The 18115-nt window shown below is 70.6% G+C and carries 14 protein-coding genes; 8 read left to right on the plus strand and 6 right to left on the minus strand.

Features of this window, described 5'->3' with window-relative positions:
• Positions 1 to 46: 46 nt before the first annotated feature.
• Positions 47 to 766: a DUF2652 domain-containing protein gene (locus tag G4D85_RS14885; RefSeq protein ID WP_164012353.1), complete on the plus strand. Its 720-nt coding sequence runs from the start codon at positions 47 to 49 to the stop codon at positions 764 to 766.
• A 59-nt stretch (positions 767 to 825) separates the two neighbouring features.
• On the opposite strand, the gene G4D85_RS14890 is transcribed toward G4D85_RS14885, so the two are convergent.
• A complete protein-coding gene (locus G4D85_RS14890; protein WP_164012355.1) occupies positions 826 to 2379 on the minus strand; it encodes an AMP-binding protein in 1554 nt (517 codons plus the stop codon).
• A gap of 163 nt (positions 2380 to 2542) precedes the next feature.
• On the opposite strand from G4D85_RS14890, the gene G4D85_RS14895 reads away from it, so the two are divergent.
• Positions 2543 to 4120: a DUF5722 domain-containing protein gene (locus tag G4D85_RS14895; RefSeq protein ID WP_164012357.1), complete on the plus strand. Its 1578-nt coding sequence runs from the start codon at positions 2543 to 2545 to the stop codon at positions 4118 to 4120.
• A 29-nt stretch (positions 4121 to 4149) separates the two neighbouring features.
• On the opposite strand, the gene G4D85_RS14900 is transcribed toward G4D85_RS14895, so the two are convergent.
• Complete coding sequence (locus G4D85_RS14900; RefSeq protein ID WP_164012359.1) at positions 4150 to 5013, minus strand: MBL fold metallo-hydrolase; 864 nt, start codon at positions 5011 to 5013, stop codon at positions 4150 to 4152.
• 156 nt (positions 5014 to 5169) lie between these two features.
• On the opposite strand from G4D85_RS14900, the gene G4D85_RS14905 reads away from it, so the two are divergent.
• Positions 5170 to 5967 carry a helix-turn-helix domain-containing protein gene (locus G4D85_RS14905; protein ID WP_240359275.1) on the plus strand — a complete coding sequence of 266 codons (798 nt, stop codon included), beginning with the start codon at positions 5170 to 5172 and terminating at the stop codon, positions 5965 to 5967.
• Here the strand turns inward: G4D85_RS14905 and G4D85_RS14910 are convergent.
• From G4D85_RS14910 to G4D85_RS14925, 4 genes are all read right to left on the minus strand, one after another.
• Positions 5927 to 6301: a hypothetical protein gene (locus G4D85_RS14910; protein WP_240359276.1), complete on the minus strand. Its 375-nt coding sequence runs from the start codon at positions 6299 to 6301 to the stop codon at positions 5927 to 5929. The two genes, G4D85_RS14905 and G4D85_RS14910, sit on opposite strands and share 41 nt — an antisense overlap.
• A complete protein-coding gene (locus G4D85_RS14915) occupies positions 6301 to 7050 on the minus strand; it encodes a hypothetical protein (RefSeq protein ID WP_164012361.1) in 750 nt (249 codons plus the stop codon). The genes G4D85_RS14910 and G4D85_RS14915 overlap by 1 nt, the downstream gene beginning before the upstream one ends.
• A 243-nt stretch (positions 7051 to 7293) precedes the next feature.
• A complete protein-coding gene (locus G4D85_RS14920) occupies positions 7294 to 8544 on the minus strand; it encodes an imm11 family protein (protein ID WP_164012363.1) in 1251 nt (416 codons plus the stop codon).
• 18 nt (positions 8545 to 8562) lie between these two features.
• Entirely contained in the window at positions 8563 to 9921 is a 1359-nt protein-coding gene (locus G4D85_RS14925) for an AHH domain-containing protein (protein ID WP_164012365.1), read from the minus strand.
• A 459-nt stretch (positions 9922 to 10380) separates the two neighbouring features.
• On the opposite strand from G4D85_RS14925, the gene G4D85_RS14935 reads away from it, so the two are divergent.
• The 5 genes from G4D85_RS14935 to G4D85_RS14955 all read left to right on the plus strand — a co-directional run bounded on the left by G4D85_RS14935 (position 10381) and on the right by G4D85_RS14955 (position 18045).
• Positions 10381 to 11625, plus strand: a complete 1245-nt coding sequence (locus tag G4D85_RS14935) for an efflux RND transporter periplasmic adaptor subunit (RefSeq protein WP_164012369.1) — start codon at positions 10381 to 10383, stop codon at positions 11623 to 11625.
• Complete coding sequence (locus tag G4D85_RS14940; protein WP_240359277.1) at positions 11622 to 12386, plus strand: ABC transporter ATP-binding protein; 765 nt, start codon at positions 11622 to 11624, stop codon at positions 12384 to 12386. The genes G4D85_RS14935 and G4D85_RS14940 overlap by 4 nt, the downstream gene beginning before the upstream one ends.
• A 99-nt stretch (positions 12387 to 12485) precedes the next feature.
• Positions 12486 to 14906: an ABC transporter permease gene (locus G4D85_RS14945; protein WP_164012371.1), complete on the plus strand. Its 2421-nt coding sequence runs from the start codon at positions 12486 to 12488 to the stop codon at positions 14904 to 14906.
• 15 nt (positions 14907 to 14921) lie between these two features.
• Complete coding sequence (locus G4D85_RS14950) at positions 14922 to 15599, plus strand: ABC transporter ATP-binding protein (protein ID WP_164012373.1); 678 nt, start codon at positions 14922 to 14924, stop codon at positions 15597 to 15599.
• A 31-nt stretch (positions 15600 to 15630) separates the two neighbouring features.
• Positions 15631 to 18045 (plus strand): ABC transporter permease, encoded by a 2415-nt coding sequence (locus G4D85_RS14955; protein ID WP_164012375.1) that lies wholly within the window; start codon positions 15631 to 15633, stop codon positions 18043 to 18045.
• Positions 18046 to 18115: the final 70 nt, after the last annotated feature.

Here is an 18115-nt window from a genome sequence, read left to right on the forward strand (position 1 = left end):
GAGCTGAGCTTCGACCCGGAGCGGGAGGGTGCGCTAACCTGGGGCCGTGGCCATCCAACGCTCCATCCTGCTCATCGCGGACATCGGTGGGTACACCCGTTTCATGCGCACCCACCGCATGTCGCTTGCCCACGCTCAAGAGGTGGTGGCGACGCTGCTCGAGGCCGTCATCGACGCGTCCAGGCCGCTCAAGCTGGCGAAGCTGGAGGGGGACGCGGCGTTCCTCTACGTCCCGCTCGAGAGCGAAGCCCAGCTCGCCTCCGTCGGACAGACGGTGGCCGACATCCGCCGCGCGTTCCTCGCCCGGCAGCAGGACATCGTGGCCAACCGGTTGTGCACCTGCCACGGGTGCATGGAGGTCGAGAGCCTCAACCTCAAGTTCGTCGCCCACGTGGGTGACGTCGCCTTCCAGAAGGTGAAGCGCCACAAGGAGCTGGCGGGCATGGACGTCATCCTCCTGCACCGCATGCTGAAGAATGAGGTGCCGGCGCGCGAGTACCTGTTGATGACCGACGAGCTGCTGGGGAGCCTGGAGCCCACCCTCGGCCGGTCCGCGCGCGCCCTCCTGCACGACTTCGAGGGCATCGGCCCGACGCAGACCCACTACATCGACCTGGCGGAGCTGGCCGCGGACCTGCCGCCCGCCCTGGTCAAGAGCCTGCCCGTGCGCTGGTGGGACCGCATCGTGATGAACGTGAAGGTGCTTCACTACTACTTCGGCATCAAGGAGCCGTGCCAGGACTTCCGCAACGTCGAGAAGACCTGAGCGTCACGCCGCGAAGGCGTCGCGGCCCTGGAGAGCAGGGGCCGTGGACGCCCCGCCGCTCACGGTGCCATCAACTTGTCGCGCAGCAGGTGCTTCTGCACCTTGCCGAGCGCATTGCGAGGCAGCGCCTCCACGAAGACCACGCGGCGCGGCTTCTTGAAGCTGGCGAGCCGGTCCTTGCACCAGTCGACCAGCGCCTGGGCCTCGGGCGCGGATGCACCGGCGGGCGGCACCACCACGGCCACCACCTGCTCGCCGAAGTCCGCGTCCGGCAGGCCGAGCACCGCCACCTCCGCGACGCCGGGGTGTGAGGCGAGCACCTCCTCCACCTCGCGCGGGTACACGTTGAAGCCGCCGCTGATGATGAGCTCGCGTGCGCGGCCGGTGATGCGCAGGTAGCCGTCCGCGTCGTGCTCGCCCAGGTCTCCGGTGCGGAACCAGCCCTCCGAGTCGAAGGACTCGGCGGTGGCCTCCGGACGGCGCCAGTAGCCGGAGAAGACGTGGGGGCCACGCACTTCAATCTCGCCCGTCTCCCCGCGAGGCAGCACCCGCCGCGAGCGCACGTCCACCACGCGCGCCTCCTGGCCGGGGTAGGGGAAGCCCACCGTGCCGGCGCGGCGCTCACCGTCATACGGGTTGGTGGTGTTCATGATGGTCTCCGTCATCCCGTACCGCTCCAGGATGCGCGCGCCGAGCTCGGCCTCGATGTCGCCAAAGAGCTGCGGGCTCAGGGGCGCCGACCCGGACACCCACAGCCGCAGCGAGCGAGGCTTCATCCCCGTGCGGCGCGACTCCTCCAGCAGGCGCCCGTACATGGTGGGCACGCCGAAGAACATCGTGAGCGAGGCGTCGTCGCGCAGCGCCTCCAGCGCCTCCGAGGCCACGAAGCGTCGGCGCAGGTCCACGCTGGCGCCGGTGTAGAGCGTGCCGTGCAGGCCCACCATGAGGCCGTGCGTATGGAACAGCGGCAGCGCGAGCAGCAGCCGGTCGGCCTCCGTCCACCGCCACGCCTCGGTGACGGCCTTCACGTTCGCCAGCAGGTTGCGGTGCAGCAGCATGGCGCCCTTGGAGCGGCCCGTGGTGCCGGACGTGTAGCCGAGCACCGCCAGCTCCTCGGGGCGCGGCAGCTCCAGCGGCTCGGAGGACGCCGCTGCGCCGCGCGAGAGCAGTCCGTCGAACGGCACCACCGTGAGGGACGCGGGAAGCGCGGTGGCCGGAGGCTCCACGGTGACGAGCCACTGAAGGGACGGAAGCTGCTCGCGCAGCGGCGCCAGCTCCGAGGCCCCCGAGGCGCCGGTGACGCACGTGCGCACCTCCGAGTCGGAGAGGATGTGCGCCAGCTCCATCTGCCGGTACGCGGTGTTGACGAGCACCACCGCGCCGCCCGCGTGCTGCACGCCGAGGTAGGCGATGGCGAACTCGGGGCTGTTCTCCAGGAAGAGCGCCACGCGCTCGCCGCGCTGAAGCCCGAGGTGCCTCAGGCCGCGAGCGAAGTCGGCGACGCGCCCGGCGAGCGCACCATAGGTGTACGCGCTGCCCTCGAAGGTGAGCAGGGGCCGGGAAGGAGTGCGGTGGGCGTGGTCCAGGAAGGCTTCGAGCAGGGAAGACGGCATGGCGGGCGCAGCCTACTTCCGGCACCCCGAACGGAGGCACCTCAACCGGCCCTGCTCCAGTAATAAATGGATAACCTGAATATCAAGTTCCTGGCTAGGGTCGCCGACGGCCCCGTGGGCATGCCGCCTCGGGCCATTCCACGTTCTCTCTGGGAGCCTTCCCATGACTTTGGAGTTCCGCCGGTGGAGCCGGGCCCTGCGCCTGGCGCTCGCAGCCGTCCTGTCTCTCGCGGTGCTGGTGCCCGAGGTGGCGTCGGCGAACCTGCCGTACCCCACGCGAAGCGCGTACCGCCTCAAGGGCGTCCAGCCGGACTTCTGGCCCAGCTACGACGAGTTGGTGGGCAACAACACGGGCGGCGTGGCGATGAACCTCGTGTGGGCGCAGTGGGAGCCATCGGTGCAGGCGCCGCCGTGCACGGGCGGCCGGGTGGAGTACGGCGGGCGCTGCTTCGCGGTGGACGGGGCGGTGGACGCGGCCATCCGTGAATGGACGGCGCGCGGCGTGGTGGTGACGGCGGTGGTGTACGGAGTGCCCGCGTGGGCGCGAGCGGGACGGGTCTGTACGCCCGCGGCGCCAGGCTTCGAAATCTTCTGCGCACCCAACAACGCGGCGGACTACGGGCGCTTCGTGGGCCTGCTGTCGCAGCGCTACAACGGGCAGAACGGCCATGGCCGCATCGCGGACTTCGTCATCCACAACGAGGTCAACTCCAACGACTGGTTCGACATCGGCTGTGGGCAGGGCGCGGGGGCGTGCAACGTCACGGCGTGGCTGGACACGTACGCGGCCAACTACAACGCGGCCTATGACCAGGTGGTGGCGTGGCAGCCCGCGGCGAAGGTGCTCATCTCGCTGACGCACCACTTCGGCACGGAGTTCGACCAGCCCTCGGCCCACAGCCCGCTGCTGTCCGCCATCACCGTCATCAACGGCGTCGCCGCGCGGGCGGGCTCGCGTGCATGGCGGGTGGCGTATCACCCGTACGCGCCGGACCTCTTCAAGCCCCAGTTCTCCGCGGACGACTACCCGCGCGTGACGTTCGGCAACCTGGGTGTGCTGGCGGGCTGGCTGCGCAAGACGTTCCCCGGCCGGCCGCACGCGTGGGAAATCCAGCTCACGGAGAATGGCATCAACTCGACCAGCCCGCAGTCCTCCGAGGCCGCGCAGCAGGCGGCGGTCTGCGACACGTTCCGCAACGTGCTCGGGACGCCGGGCATCGAGAGCTACATCTACCACCGCATGCAGGACAACGCGGCGGAGGGCGGGCTGGGGCTCGGGCTGCGCCGGACGGATGGCAGCGCGAAGCCGGCGTGGTCCACGTGGGCGCTGGCGAACCGCAATGACCTGAACCCGAAGCAGCTCTCCTGCGGCTTCGAGGACCTGCCGTACACGCGCCTGCGCCGGGCGTATCTGTCTTCGCGGGGCCACTGGGCCTCGTCGCGGCTGCCGCCTCCGGGCTTCCGGGTGGAGAACTCGTGGCGCCTGCTGCGCGACGCGGCGCCGGGCACGCGGATGCTCTACGAGTGCCGCGTGGGTAACCACAACCTCATCTCGCCGGATGTGAACTGCGAGGGGCTGCTCGCGATGGGGCCGGTGGGCTACATCTACACCTCGCAGGTGGCGGGCACGGTGCCGCTGTACCGGTGCCGCATCGGCCAGGGGCAGGACCACTTCATCTCCGGCGCCTCCAACTGCGAGGGCCAGGTGACGGAGCAGCTCCTCGGCTACGCCGTTCCGTAGCGGGCACACGCGTTTCAAGGAGTCCCCTGTCATCCATTCACGGCCCTCGGAGCACGGACCAGGGGCAGGGGACTCGCCGCATGACGCTGGAACTCCGTGGCGCAGTGCGCGGAGAACACGCTCACCTCGGCCGAGTGGTTCCGCACCAGCTCCCGCAGCCGAGCCTGGTTCGCCACCCGCGCCGCGTTGTCCGCCGAGCGGAGTCGCTGGAACAGCGCCAGTCCGAGCGGGCTGCTCGGGGCCACCGGGGCGACTTCGCGGTGGCTGAAGTACGCATCGCCCGCGTGGAGCAGCCAGCGTCCCCCGCTCTTCACCGCGACGCCGCAGTGCCCCTCTGAGTGGCCCACGAGCGGAACGAGCAGCACCTCGTCGCCGAGTCCCGGAAGCGGGCGCACCGCCTCGAAGCCGAACCAGCGCTCACCGTCCACGGCATGCGGTGTCCACCGGGGCTCATGTGCCCACTGCCGGGGCCGGTAGCCGTACTTCTTGCTGCGTCCGGTGGGGTTCATCGCCGCCTCGTACTCGTCGCGGAACACGTGCACCTCGGCGGAGGGGAAGTCCGACAGTCCGCCGGCATGGTCCAGGTCCAGGTGCGTGGGGAGGATGTGGCGCACGTCCTCGCGCTTGAAGCCAAGCTGCTCCACCTGGGCAACGGCCGTCTCCCGCGAGTCCAGCCGGGGAGCGTTGCGGCGGATGAAGCGCCGGCCCAGGCGGGAAGGGTCCTGGAGGTCCTGCGTGCCCAGGCCGGTATCGACGAGCACGAGCCCCTGCCGCGTCTCCAGCACCAGGCAATGACAGACCATCCGGGCGCGAGCGAAGAGGCTGCCCTCGCCCAGCACGAGCCAGGCTCCGGCGGGGCACAGGGTTCCGCAGTTGATGTGGTGAACGCGCATGGTCAGCTCCTGGCCCTGAGGTGGCGGGCCTGTGTGGTTTCCATGCGCCACAAGTAGAGGAGCGCCCCCGGAGGCGATTGGAGGAATCGGCCATCTCGCGTGGGCCCCCGGCGCCGATGGGTTGAAGCCGGTACGCCCGTGCCCCATGCTTGGCGTGTGACTGTGTCTGCCATCCACCTCGCGCCGACGCGGGAGCTCGCGCGCTTCGTGAAGTCCTTCCGCGTCGTCACGCGCGGGCCTGACGCGGACCCGTACGTCCAGCTACCGGATGGCGAGGTGGACCTCGTCGTCCGAATCTCCTCCAGCCTGGGCGAGGTGCACGCCATCGGCACGCGGCTGCGTCCGCTGCGCAAGACGGTCGATGTCCAGCGGACCCTCGCCGTGCGGTTCAAGCCCGGGGGCGCCTACCCGTTCTTCGGCGTGCCCATGTCCGAGCTCACCAACCGCATCGTGTCCATCGACACGCTCTGGGGTGCGGACGGCGCGCGCCTGCGAGAAGCGCTCTCGGAGGCCCCCTCGGTGGCCGCGAGGCTGCAGGTGCTGGAGGAAGCGCTCACCGAGCGGCTCCACCGGGGAGACCTCTTCGAGCCGGCGGGAGCCTACGTCGTGAGGCGCGCCGTCCGGCTCATCACCGACTCCACCGAGCTGCCCCGGGTGGAGGGGCTCGCGCGCGAGCTGGGCATCAGCACGAGGCACCTGCGCCGGGCCTTCGAGGACGTGGTGGGCGTGGGCCCCAAGGAGTTCGCGCGCATCATCCGGTTCCAGCGCGCGGTACGTGCCTCCGAGCGCACCGCCGCGCCGGACTGGGGTGCCATCGCGGCGGCGGTGGGCTACTACGACCAGTCCCACCTCATCACCGAGTTCAAGGCGCTGACGGGCGCCACGCCGCGCGCCCTCGTGCGCCCACGGACGCTCAGCGCGTCTCCTGCTGATACGTCTTCACCAGCGCGTTGATGCGTCGCCCGGTGGGGTCCTCCTTGCGAGGGTCGGAGATGACGAGCACCGTCTTGCCCGAGACGACCGCGGAGCCGACGGCGTTGCCGACGAGCTTCCAGCCGGCCTCCTCGGCCTGCTGGGCCTTCTCGGCACCGTCGAAGACGCACACCGTGGCCTCCAGGCCACTCACCTTGCCGGCCTGGCACTTGCCACCGGGCAGCTTCTCGCCCGCGTCGGTGAACGCGGAGGGCGACTCGCCCGCGGCCTTCCACGCATCAATCACGTCGTCCGCGCCGCTGGAGCAGCCCGCCATCAGCAGGGCCATCAGCGGATATGCCGCGCGCCGCATCATCAGTCCCGGTCCTTGTGCTTCTTGTGCTTGTGCTTCTTGTGCTTCCCGTGGCCGTGGTGCCCGCAGTGGTCATCGTGGTCGTGGTGCTCATGGACGACGCGCTCCTCGCGGATGATGACCACCTCCCGCTCGGGCGGCGGAGGCGGAGCGCCCACCGTTACCTCCACGCGCGGTACCGGGAGGTTGAGGCTCACCTGGAAGATGGGGCCGTGGTACTCGGGCGGAGGGGCCACTCGCACGACAGGGCGCGGGGCGCTCCAGTTGCGGTAGACGGTGTTGACGCGCACCAGCTTCGGGTTCTCCTGCTTGTACTCCTCGGGGTACTCGCCCGCGTAGTAGGAGACGTCTTCCTTCTCCACGAACTCCTGGCGCGGCGGCGGCTCATAGGCGTGGTAGTGCGGCCCGTCGTGGTAGCAGTACTCCACCACGTCCACGTCGACCTCGATGTGGATGAGCACGTTGAGGACCACGGGGTGGTGCCCGTAGTAGGCGTGCCGGGGGCCTTCGTAGCCGAAGGGCGTGGGGTCTCCGATGAAGACGTAGACGTTGTCGCGCGTGCGGTAGAGCACGTCGGCGTGCAGCGGCGCGGCGGTGTGCACGTGGGTCGTCTCGATGTGGCACAGCCCATCCGCGGGCGTTCCAGTGCGCGGGTGCAGGCCCGCGTACTTCCACTGCTTCGCCTCGGCCACACCGGTGGCGGTGAGCAACAGCACCGCGGACAGGCCGGCCAGCTTCATCAGTCGTGACATGGTGGGGTTCTTCCTCGGGATGCGGACGCCATCCCAGACCCCGCCAGTGTGGGGTTGGGCACACCCGGGAGCGCGGCTCCCACTCTCGGTGTCTGCCTGCCTGCTCCGGGAGCGACCCACGGACAGCCGGCGCGAAACATTTCGACCCCGCGACACGCAGAGCCCGGTTCAGCCCTGTCAGTGGGACGAGGCCCTTGCTGCCCTACGCGCTCGCTCCATGACGTGCGCCCGCCCTGGCGGGTGTCACACCACGGACCGGCGCCAGGAGCGAGAGACGTGCGTGAGGCCGTCCTGGTTGAAGCGCCGCACCAGCTCGTCCCGCCCTGTCTTCCCGTGCTCCACGAGGTAGGCCACTTTCGCGGGCATGAGCGCCTTGACGGTGAACAGCCGCACCTGGCCTGAGGGCACGGTGAAGTGGTGAGGCAGCGTGCGCGTCTCCACACCCAGCAACACGCCCACCCGGCCTTCCTTCGTGACGAGGGGCTCGGGCAGGCCCTTTCCGGAGACCTCCATGGACAGCGAGCCCGTCATCAACCGCTCGCGCAGGTGCGGGTGCGAGGCCACCTCGTTGGAGACGCGCTCCAGGAGAAGCGGGGGCCAGCTCTTCGCGATGTCTCCGAGAGGTTCGTTCGTCTCCAGGGCGAGCTCCAGGCCGAAGCCGACGGAGGGCTCGGGCCGCAGGTAGAGCGGGTCGGAGAGTCCGTCCGTGACCAGCAGGGTGTGTCCGTCGGGACGGTGGATGACGCGCCATGCCTGCCGTTTGCTCGGCCAGTCACCGCCGACGACGAGGGGAATGAAGTCCTCGGCTTCCACCTTCCCAAGGCCAGACCATACTGCTTCACGCGCGGCGTGGGCCTGGTCCCACAGTTCGCGGAACTTCCGGTCCCGCTCACGTTCCTCGGGACTGATGGCGCTTGGACCGGTGACTTCCTCGAACCGCGTGCCCGTGATGCCCTCGCGCTCCAGGGCAGCCTTGATGTCCTCGGAGACGATGAGCGCGATGCTCCATCCCCAGGTGCGGAACACCTTGGCATCGCCCACCTTCGTCGGGTCGATGCGCATGCCATAGACCACTCTGTACCTACCGACCTTGTCCGGCCGGCCATCCTCCGGCTTCCAGTAACGCACCTCTTCGGAGGACTCGTCGTCGATGCATCTGATGGTGCGCACAGCGTTGACGAGGAAGTACGGCTCGGACTCCGAGCCGACCGTCACGGGGAAGAGCTGAACGTCATTGGGTGCCAGGCGGGTGAGGATGGACGCCACCCTGGCGTGGACAACGGGCGTGGCGCCGACACCGGCCATGGAGAAGTCCAGCGGCCTGCCTGGATGTTGGAAGGGGATGCGCAAGGACTCATCAATTCGAACTGGCTCTCCCCTTCTGAACATCCACGGGTTGTCGACTTCCCTACCGCTTTCGTCGGTCGGGTCGCTCAGGTGCCAGCGTCCGGGGACGTAGACATCGTCGGACAGGTCGAAGTAGCGCATCGGCATGAAGGAACTCCAGCGCGCCTAGGTCCGGGTGACCAGCTTGTTGAGTCTGGTGCCCGAAGTGGAAATCTCCCCAGCAAGGTCTTGGAGTGCGCGGGTGAGTGACTCACGGCACTGTTGGATGCTGCTACAGTCCTTCATGGCTTCATTCAAGCGCCTGAATACCTCGCGATGGTACCCCTCGGGGTGGGGTCCCTTATGGCCCGTAATGCGAACCTTGTTCGCAGGGTCGTCCAGGGACATGCCTGCTCTGTCAAAGAGCTTCTGAAACTTGGGCGACCACGGACCACCCTGGTTCGTGGACTCCCACCACTTGTTGGTGGCGATGTGGTGCTCATGCCCCTCGGGCTGCACCGGCGCCGACGTAGCGTCGCTCGGGCCCTGGGCCACTACGGCCACCGCTTCCGGGGCCAGCGCGATGGTCACCACGCCGCCCGAGGACACCGCTACGGCGTTCACCTGTCCGGCCGCCGAGAGCCGGAAGCCTCCCTGGCTCGCGCCCACCAGTGACGCCTGCGCGGAGCCGGGCAGGGTAGGAATCCTCCCGGCGAGGGTGTGCGCCGTGCCGCCCAGCGCGGCCATGGTCAGCATGACGAAGGCCCGTGCGGCGTTCTTCCCCATTACCTCGCCGTACTTCTCGCCCGCGTCGCGTAGCTCGTCGAACGTGGTCGCCGTCTTCACCTCCGCCGCCAGCACCCGCCAGCCCTGGACGAGGCTCCACACCGTGTCCCATCCCAGGTAGGCGATGAGGGCCACCGTCAGCGTCGCGGCGATGCCCTTGGACAGCAGCGGCTCCGGTATCAACCACAGCCCCAGGTAGACGGCGCCAGTCGTGGCGAGCATCGTCACCATGGCTTCCCTGTCCGTCAGTTCCTCCAGGGCCTCGGCCGTTTCGTCCCAGACCGAGTCCAGGGCCAGACGGAAGGCCAGAGTGCGCTTGCCCTCCTCGTCCAGCGTGAGGCCTTCGTCCAGCAGGTGCAGGCAGTCACCGGGCAGCTGCTTGCGCTGACACCAGCGTCCGTAGGCGCTCGCCAGCTTCGTGTCCGTCTCCGGCTCGTCAGGGACGAGAAGCCGGCCCCGCTCAGGGTCTTCGACGGAGACCAGTCCCAGGCGGCCGCGCGCCTGCGAATACGCCCGCGAATTCCCCGAGCCGAAAAGCCGGAGCGCCGCTTCTCTCGGCTGCGAGGAGACAGGTGCTGTGGGCGCGAGTTGCCGGACGGCTTGCTCGAACTCCCTGCCGCTCAGCACCACGGGCTCCACGTCCGTCCGTGGCGTGAAGACGAAGGGCCGGCCCTCGCCCGTGTCCAGGTGCACCACACGCGAGGTCGCGCAGCCCGTCCCCAGCAGCAACAGCAGCATGGCCACCTGGCGCAGCGTCATGTCCGCCTCCGCATCAGCGCTCGTGGCTCGCAGGGCGTGGCGCGTGAAGTATCACGCGCGGCCTGTCACCCCACGGCCCGCCTCCAGGAACGGGACACGTCCCTTCCATAGGCCCCTCCTCCGCCCTCGTCCTCCACCGCTGCCAGCTCCACGGGCCCCAGGGTCCGCGGCAACTGCAGCAGGACCTGCAGGGGGTGGAGCTGCTCTCTCGAGCGCATGCGCGCCGCACCTTGCGACCCCGCGTCCTCCCACGACAAGACCTCTCGCGCCTGCCCTCCCGCCCCTCCCGCACCCGGGGTGACAGGCGCCTGTTGATCCGCCCCCAACCCACTGTCCGCTTCTGGGACGCCACTTTCCGCAACCGGGCACCGCCCCTGGGACAGCCCCCCACATCCCGAACAAATCCAGGGCTTTGAGCGGCGAAAAGCAATTGGCACGAGGCTCGCTCTTAGAGAGCCCGTGGACATCCCCAAAGCCAAGAAGAAGACCCGCAAGCCCTGGGTCCTCGCCATCGCCGGAGCCTCCGCGCTCCTTCTCGTGACGGTGGGCCTGTCCCGGCTGCGCCCCGCGGCGCCTTCGGTGGAGCGGGCGTCGGTGTGGCTCGACACGGTGAAGCGCGGGCCCATGGTGCGGCAGGTGAAGGGCGCGGGCACGCTGGTGCCCGAGTACATCCGCTGGCTCACGGCCGACACGGCGGGCCGCGTGGAGCGCATCCACGTCCGGCCCGGCGCCACGGTGACGGCGGACACGCTGCTCATGGAACTGGCAAACCCGGACGTGCAGCTCCAAGCGCTGGAGGCGGAGCGTCAGCTCGCCAGCGCGCAGGCGGACCTCATCAAGCTGCGCATGGAGCTGGAGACGCTGCGGCTGGGGCAGGAGGCCACGGTGGCCACGCTCACCTCCGAGTCCGCGGACGCCGTCCGCCGCGCCGAGGCCAGCCACGCCCTGCACCAGAAGGAGCTCATCGGCGACCTCGAGGTGAAGCAGACCCGCGAGAAGGCCGGTGAGCTGTCCCGCCGCCTGGAGCTGGAGCGCAAGCGGCTCAACGTCGTGGCGTCCAGCATGAAGGACCAGCTCGTCGCGCAGCAGGGCCAGGTGGAGCGCTTGAAAGCGGTCGCCCAGTTCCGACGTAACCAGGTGGAGTCGATGAAGGTGCGCGCCGGGGAGGACGGGGTGCTTCAGGACCTGCCGCTGGAGCTGGGACAGTGGGTGACGCCGGGCGTGCTGCTGGCGAAGGTCGTCAAGCCCGAGCGGCTGAAGGCGGAGCTGCGAATCGCTGAGACGCAGGCGCGCGACATCCAGCCCGGCCAGAAGGCGCTGATCGACACGCGCAACGGAGTGGTGGAGGGCACGGTGGCGCGGGTGGCGCCGGCGGCGAGCCAGGGCACGGTGCGGGTGGAGGTGTCGCTGCCCGAGGAGCTGCCCCGGGGCGCGCGGCCCGACTTGACGGTGGAGGGGACGGTGGAGCTGGAGCGGCTGGGCAACGTGCTCTCCGTGGGGCGCCCCGCGGGCGCGCAGCCGAACGGAACGATGTCCCTCTTCCGGCTGGTGTCGGGGGGCGACGAAGCGATTCGGGTGCCGGTGCAGCTCGGCCGGGGCTCGGTGAACGCCGTGGAGGTCGTGCAGGGTCTTCAGGAAGGCGACCAGGTAGTGCTCTCGGACATGGCCGCGTGGGACGCGGTCGAGCGGGTGATCTTGCGATGATGACGACGAACAATGTGGATGCGCCCGCTTCGACCGAAGAGGGGGTGCTGGCCGGTGGACCGAAGACGGACGCGGGCAAGTCCCTCATCCAGCTCGAAGGACTGACGAAGGTCTTCGAGACGGAGGAGGTGGAGACGCACGCGCTCTCCAACATCCACCTCAACATCCGCCAGGGCGAGTGGGTGGCGATTGTCGGCCCCTCGGGCTCCGGAAAGTCCACGCTGCTGGCGGTGCTGGGGTTGCTCGACACGGCCTCGCGCGGCGCGTACCTGCTGGACGGGCGCAGCGTGCTGGAGCTGTCGCCGTCGGACCGGGCGCTGGTGCGCAACCGGCACATCGGCTTCATCTTCCAGAGCTTCAACCTCATCGGCGACCTGACGGTGTTCGAGAACGTGGAGCTGCCCCTGACGTACCGGGGCATGCCCGCGGCCGAGCGCAAGCAGCGGGTGGAGCGCGCGCTGGAGAAGGTGGGCATGGCGCACCGGGCGCGGCACATGCCGGGCCAGCTCTCCGGCGGTCAGCAGCAGCGCGTGGCGGTGGCGCGCGCGGTGGCGGGCGACCCGCTCATCCTCCTGGCCGACGAGCCCACGGGTAACCTCGACTCGAAGAACGGCGAGGCGGTGATGCAGCTGCTCTCCGAGCTGCACAAGGGCGGCGCCACCATCTGCATGGTGACGCACGACCCGGCGCACGCGCGCACCGCCACGCGCACGGTGAGCCTCTTCGACGGCCGCATCGTCCAGGACGAGCAGCGCCGCTAGTCCCCGCCTTCACGCTCCGTCCCGCTCTGCCCCTGAAGAGGCGCGGAGGCTGGCCGGAGTGCGCCCGTGCCCTTCACCCCCTGTCGTTCTGGAAACCCCATGGAAACCCTCCTGCAGGATGTCCGCTACGCGCTGCGCACGCTGGGCCGCAGCCCCGGCTTCACGCTGGTGGCGGTGCTCGCGCTGGCGCTGGGCATCGGCGCCAACAGCGCGGTGTTCAGCGTGGTGAACGGCGTGCTGCTCAAGGCGCCGCCCTTCGCCGAGCCGTCGCAACTGGTCCACCTCTGGGGCAACTTCTTCAAGGCGGACCTCAAGGACATCTCGGTGTCGGTGCCGGAGTACCGGGACTACCGCGAGCTGCCGCGCGTCTTCGCGTCGGTGGCGGCCTACGACACCGACGATGCGACGCTCACCGGAGGAGACGTGCCGGAGCGGCTCAGCGTGACGACCTCCACGGCCTCCTTCTTCGCCACGATGGGCGTGTCCCCGGTGCGCGGCCGGGCCTACACCGAGGAGGAGGAGACGCCGGGCAGGGAGCGGGTGCTGGTGCTCACGCACAAGGCGTGGCGCACGCGCTTCGCGGAGGACGAGGGCGTGCTGGGGCGCACGCTCCAGCTCGACGGCAACACGTACACGGTGGTGGGAGTGCTGCCGCCGGACGTGGAGTACCCGGCGGGCACGGATGTGTACGCGCCCCTGGCCCCCACGCCGGAGCAGGCCTCGAACGAGCGTCGTGGGAGCCGCAGCCTCAGCGTGCTGGCGCGGCTGAAGCCGGGGGTGACGCTGGAGGCCGCGCGGACGGACCTGGCGCGGGTGGCGTCGGAGATGGAGCGCACGCATGAGAACAACTACAAGGGCGGCGGCTGGGCCATCACCGTGAATTCGCTGGAGGACCAGGTGGTGGGCGACGTGCGCGGCACGCTGTGGCTGCTGCTGGGCGCGGTGGGCTTCGTGCTGCTGGTGGCGTGCAGCAGCGTGGCCAACCTCCTGCTGGCGCGGGCGGCGGCGCGAGGGCGCGAGGTGTCCATCCGCGCGGCGCTGGGCGCGGGCCGTCAGCGGCTGGTGGCGCAGTTCCTCACGGAGAGCCTGGTGCTGTCGCTGGCTGGCGGGGTGCTGGGCCTGCTGCTGGCGGTGTGGGGTACGGACGTGTTGCTGGCGGTGGTGGGGGAGGGGCTGCCCCGTGCGGCGGAGGTGCGGCTGGACGTGCCGTCGGTGCTCTTCACCGCCGGGGTGTCGCTGCTCACGGGGCTGGGGTTCGGCCTGGTGCCGGCGCTCCAGGCCAGCCGCGCGGACCTGAACAGCGCGCTGCGCGAGGGCACGCGCGGCACGGACGGGAAGAAGGCGGGCAGGCTGCGCGCGGGGCTGGTGGTGGCGCAGGTGGCGCTCGCGCTGGTGCTGCTGGTGGGCGCGGGCCTCTTCGCGAAGAGCCTCCATGCCTTGAGCGACGTGGAGCCGGGCTTCACCCCCGAGGGCGTGCTCACCGGCCGCGTCGCGCTGCCGCGCTCGAGCTACGCGGACACGGCGCGCCGGTCGTCCTTCATGGGTGAGCTGCTCGCCCGCCTCCAGGCCCTGCCCGGTGTGGAGGCCGCGGGGGTGACGAACATGCTGCCGCTCGGTGGGCGTACCGACAACAGCTTCGACATCGAGGGCCGGACGAAGGCACCGGATGAGATGTGGCCGGCGGTGGAGACGCGCTTCGCCAGCGCGGACTACCTGCGCGCGCTGCGGGCGCGGCTGCGTGAGGGCCGCATGCTGGCGGAGACGGACGGGCAGGACGCGCCGGGGGCGGTGGTCATCAACAAGAGCTTCGCGGACCTCTACTGGCCCCAGGGCAACGCGCTGGGCCAGCGGCTGAAGCTGCACCGCCAGGAGACGCGGTGGGCCACGGTGGTGGGCATCATCGACGACCTGCGCGAGTGGGGCCTGGACAAGCCCTCGCGCCCGGCGGCGTATTACTCGGCGGCGCAGTTCCCCCTCTACAACCTGAACCTGGTGGTGCGCGCGAAGGCGGGCACCCCGGAGTCGCTGCGCACGGCGATTGAATCCGAGGTGCGCGCGCTGGACGGCAACCTGCCCCTGTTCAACGTAGCGCCCATGGTGAGGCTGGTGGACGACTCCATCGGCTCGCGCCGGCTGTCGGCGATGTTGATGGGGCTGTTCGCGGGCACGGCGCTGCTGCTGGCGGCGCTGGGCATCTCCGGCGTCATCGGCTACTCGGTGGCGCAGCGTACGCGGGAGATGGGCATCCGCATGGCGCTGGGCGCGGCGCGCCGGGACGTGCTGGCGCTGGTGCTGGGCCAGGGCCTCAAGCTGGCGGGCCTGGGCGTGGCGGTGGGCCTGGTGTTGTCACTGGGACTCGCCCAGCTCCTGAGCGCGCTGCTGTACGGGGTGACGGCGTATGACCCGTGGACCTTCGTGGGCGTGGCCGCGCTGCTGTGTGGCGTGGCCCTGCTGGCCACCTGGCTGCCCGCGCGCCGCGCCACGCGCGTGGACCCCATCATCGCCCTGAAGGCGGAGTAGGCACCCGAGAACGCCATGTCCCAGCCCCTCATCTCCCTCCGTAACGTCGAGAAGTCCTATCCCCTGGCGGGCGGCCGCGCCTGGGTGCTGCGCCGCATCGACCTGGACATCCAGCCCGGTGAGTTCGTCACGCTGATGGGCCCGTCCGGCGCGGGCAAGTCCACGCTGCTGTCGATTCTGGGCATGCTCGACGCCGAGTGGACGGGCGAGTTCGTGCTGGACGGCAACCCGGTGCACACGATGAAGCAGAAGGAGCGCGCGGAGCTGTCGCGGCGCACCATCGGCTTCGTCTTCCAGCAGTACCACCTGCTGGACAACCTCACGGTGGCGGAGAACCTGGAGGTGCCGCTGTCCTACCGCAACCTCAAGCGCGGCGAGCGCGAGGCGCTGGTGGGCGACATGCTGGACCGCTTCAGCCTGGTGGGGAAGAAGGACCTCTTCCCCTCGCAGCTCTCCGGTGGGCAGCAGCAATTGGTGGGCATTGCCCGCGCGCTCATCTCCAACCCCAAGGTGCTGCTGGCGGACGAGCCCACCGGCAACCTCCACTCGGCGCAGGCGAAGCACATCATGGAGGTCTTCCAGGGCCTCAACCGGGACGGCACCACCATCATCCAGGTGACGCACTCCGACGCCAACGCGGCGTATGGCCACCGCGTCGTCCAGCTCGCGGACGGGTGGCTGCAGAAGCCCTGAACGAAGAAGCGCCGGAGCCGGGAGACCCGCGATGCTGAGCGACCTGAAGATGGACCTGCGGTACGCGCTGCGCACGATGCGCCAGTCGCCCGTGTTCACCGTGGCGGCGGTGCTGGTGCTGTCGCTGGGCATCGGCGCGACGACGGCGCTCTTCAGCGTGGTGGACGCGGTGCTGCTGCGGCCGCTGCCCTTCGCGGAGCCGGAGCGGGTGGTGATGCTCGGCTCGGAGAAGCAGCAGCGGGTGCCTCCGCGCTACAGCCTGATGACCTTCGAGGACCTGAAGCGCCAGTCCACGCAGCTGCGCTCGCTCACCGCGTACTCCAACAACCTCTTCAACCTCACGGGTGAAGGGGACGCGCAGCAGGTCCGGGGCACCCTGGTGGCGGGCGACTTCTTCGGCGCGTTCGGCGTGCAGCCCGTGCTCGGGCGCACCTTCACGCTCGAGGAGCAGCGCACGCCGGTGGTGGTGCTCTCCCACTCGCACTGGCAGGCCATGGGCGGCGGGGCGGACGTGCTGGGCCGCACGCTGACGCTGAGCGACCAGCCGTACACGGTAGTGGGGGTGATGCCGCCGTCCTTCCAGGTGCCCCAGGCGTCGACGGCGCTGTGGGTGCCCTATGACAGCCAGCCGGGCGCGGCCACCTCGGAGCCCCGGACGCAGCGGGGCTTCCGCGCGTTCATGGTGGCGGGACGGCTGGCACCGGGGGCCACGCTGGAGACGGCGAAGCAGGAGCTGGCGGCGCTCGCCCCGTCCCTGCTGGCGGAGGACGCCGCCCTGGAGCTGGGCGTGGTGAGCTACGCCGAGCAGCTCACCCGGGACGTGCGCCTGGCGCTGTGGGTGCTGTTGGGCGCGGTGGCGCTGGTGCTGCTGCTGGCGGCGGCCAACGTGGCGCACCTCCAGCTCGCGCGGGCGGCGTCGCGGCAGCGCGAGCTGGGCATCCGCGTGGCGCTCGGCGCGTGGCGGGGGCGGCTGGTGCGGCAGCTCCTCACGGAGAGCCTGATGCTGGCGCTGCTGGGCGGCGTGGGCGGCGTGCTGCTGGCCCTGTGGGGCACGGACTTGCTGTTGCTGCTGGGAGCCAACGCGCTGCCGCGCGGCGGAGACGTGGCGGTGCAGGGGCGGGTGCTCCTCTTCACGTTGGCGGTGACGCTGCTGACGGGCGTGGGGGTGGGGCTGGCGCCCGCGCTGCAGCGCAGCCAGCTCTCGCCGGGGACGGTGCTGGGCCGGGGCGCCACGGAGGCGTCGCGAGGTCGGACGCACGCGGTGCTGGTGGTGGCGGAGGTGGCGCTGGCGCTGGTGCTCATCACCGGCGCGGGGCTGATGCTCAAGAGCTTCTGGCGGCTGCACCAGGTGGACCCGGGGCTGGACGCCGAGGGCGTCTTCGTCGCGCGCCTGTCCATCTCCCGGGAGCGCTTCCGCGAGCCGGAGCGGCTGGCGGCCTTCCACCGCGAGCTGATGGCCCGGCTCAACGCGCGCCCGGAGGTGGCCGCCGCGGGCCTGGGCCAGAGCCTGCCGGGGGGCGGGGACATCCGCCGCTCGGGCTATTGGGTGGAGGGGACGGTGGACGCGCCCAACCGGCCGAACGCCCTCGTCAACACGTCCACGCCCGGCTTCTTGGAGGCGCTGCGCGTGCCGCTGCTCGCGGGCCGCCGGCTGGCGGACACCGACCGGACGGATGCGCCGCTGGTGATGGTGGTGAGCGAGCACTTCGCCCGCGAGGTGTTCCCGGGCCAGGACCCGCTGGGCCGCAGGGTGACGTTCGGCGGGGATGACGCGCAGGGCAATCCCCTCTGGGTCACGGTGGTGGGCGTGGTGGGAGACGTTCCGTACGCCGGAGTGGAGGCGGGCCACGAGCCCACGGCGTACGTGCCCGTGGAGCAGGGCGGAGCCCAGGGGCCGGTCTCGGGCGGGCAGCTCGCGGTGCGGGCCGCGCCGGGCCTGTCACCCCTGGCGCTGGAGTCCGTGGTGCGCGAGGAGCTGCGCGCGCTGGACTCGACGGTGGCGCTCGCGCAGGTCGCCACGCTGGAGGACCGGCTGGCCGCGGACCTGAACCGGCCGCGCTTCCGCACGGTGCTGCTGGGCGCCTTTGGCGTGCTGGCGCTGGTGCTGGCCGCCGTGGGCATCTACGGCGTCATGTCCTACGCGGTGGCGCAGCGCGCGCATGAGATGGGCGTGCGGATGGCGCTGGGCGCCCAGCGCGGGGACGTGCTGCGGCTGGTGGTGGGGCAGGCGCTGCGGCGGGTGGCGCTGGGGCTGGGGCTGGGGCTTGCCGGGGCGCTGTCGCTGCACCGGGTCATGGAGGGGCTCTTGTACGGCGTGGGCTCGCTGGACCTCACGGTGCTCTGCGCCGTGGCCTTCCTGTTGCTGGGCACCGCCTGGCTGGCGAGCTGGCTGCCGGCTCGTCGGGCGGCCAGCGTGGACCCGGCCTCCGTCCTTCGTCGCGGCTGACGCCGCCCGTTTTCTGGCGCATTCTTCCTTCAGGTACCCCCGTGTCAGAGCCTCTTCCCACCGCATCGAG

This window comes from Pyxidicoccus trucidator (assembly GCF_010894435.1).
Taxonomy (GTDB): domain Bacteria; phylum Myxococcota; class Myxococcia; order Myxococcales; family Myxococcaceae; genus Myxococcus; species Myxococcus trucidator.

Excerpts from the sequence above, each read along its gene's own strand:
- G4D85_RS14955 (WP_164012375.1), top strand. The coding sequence starts at position 15,631 with ATGCTGAGCGACCTGAAGATGGACCTGCGGTACGCGCTGCGCACGATG.
- G4D85_RS14915 (WP_164012361.1), bottom strand. The coding sequence starts at position 7,050 with ATGTCACGACTGATGAAGCTGGCCGGCCTGTCCGCGGTGCTGTTGCTC.
- G4D85_RS14920 (WP_164012363.1), bottom strand. The coding sequence starts at position 8,544 with ATGCCGATGCGCTACTTCGACCTGTCCGACGATGTCTACGTCCCCGGA.
- G4D85_RS14925 (WP_164012365.1), bottom strand. The coding sequence starts at position 9,921 with ATGACGCTGCGCCAGGTGGCCATGCTGCTGTTGCTGCTGGGGACGGGC.
- G4D85_RS14890 (WP_164012355.1), bottom strand. The coding sequence starts at position 2,379 with ATGCCGTCTTCCCTGCTCGAAGCCTTCCTGGACCACGCCCACCGCACT.
- G4D85_RS14945 (WP_164012371.1), top strand. The coding sequence starts at position 12,486 with ATGGAAACCCTCCTGCAGGATGTCCGCTACGCGCTGCGCACGCTGGGC.
- G4D85_RS14940 (WP_240359277.1), top strand. The coding sequence starts at position 11,622 with ATGATGACGACGAACAATGTGGATGCGCCCGCTTCGACCGAAGAGGGG.
- G4D85_RS14950 (WP_164012373.1), top strand. The coding sequence starts at position 14,922 with ATGTCCCAGCCCCTCATCTCCCTCCGTAACGTCGAGAAGTCCTATCCC.
- G4D85_RS14895 (WP_164012357.1), top strand. The coding sequence starts at position 2,543 with ATGACTTTGGAGTTCCGCCGGTGGAGCCGGGCCCTGCGCCTGGCGCTC.
- G4D85_RS14900 (WP_164012359.1), bottom strand. The coding sequence starts at position 5,013 with ATGCGCGTTCACCACATCAACTGCGGAACCCTGTGCCCCGCCGGAGCC.
- G4D85_RS14910 (WP_240359276.1), bottom strand. The coding sequence starts at position 6,301 with ATGATGCGGCGCGCGGCATATCCGCTGATGGCCCTGCTGATGGCGGGC.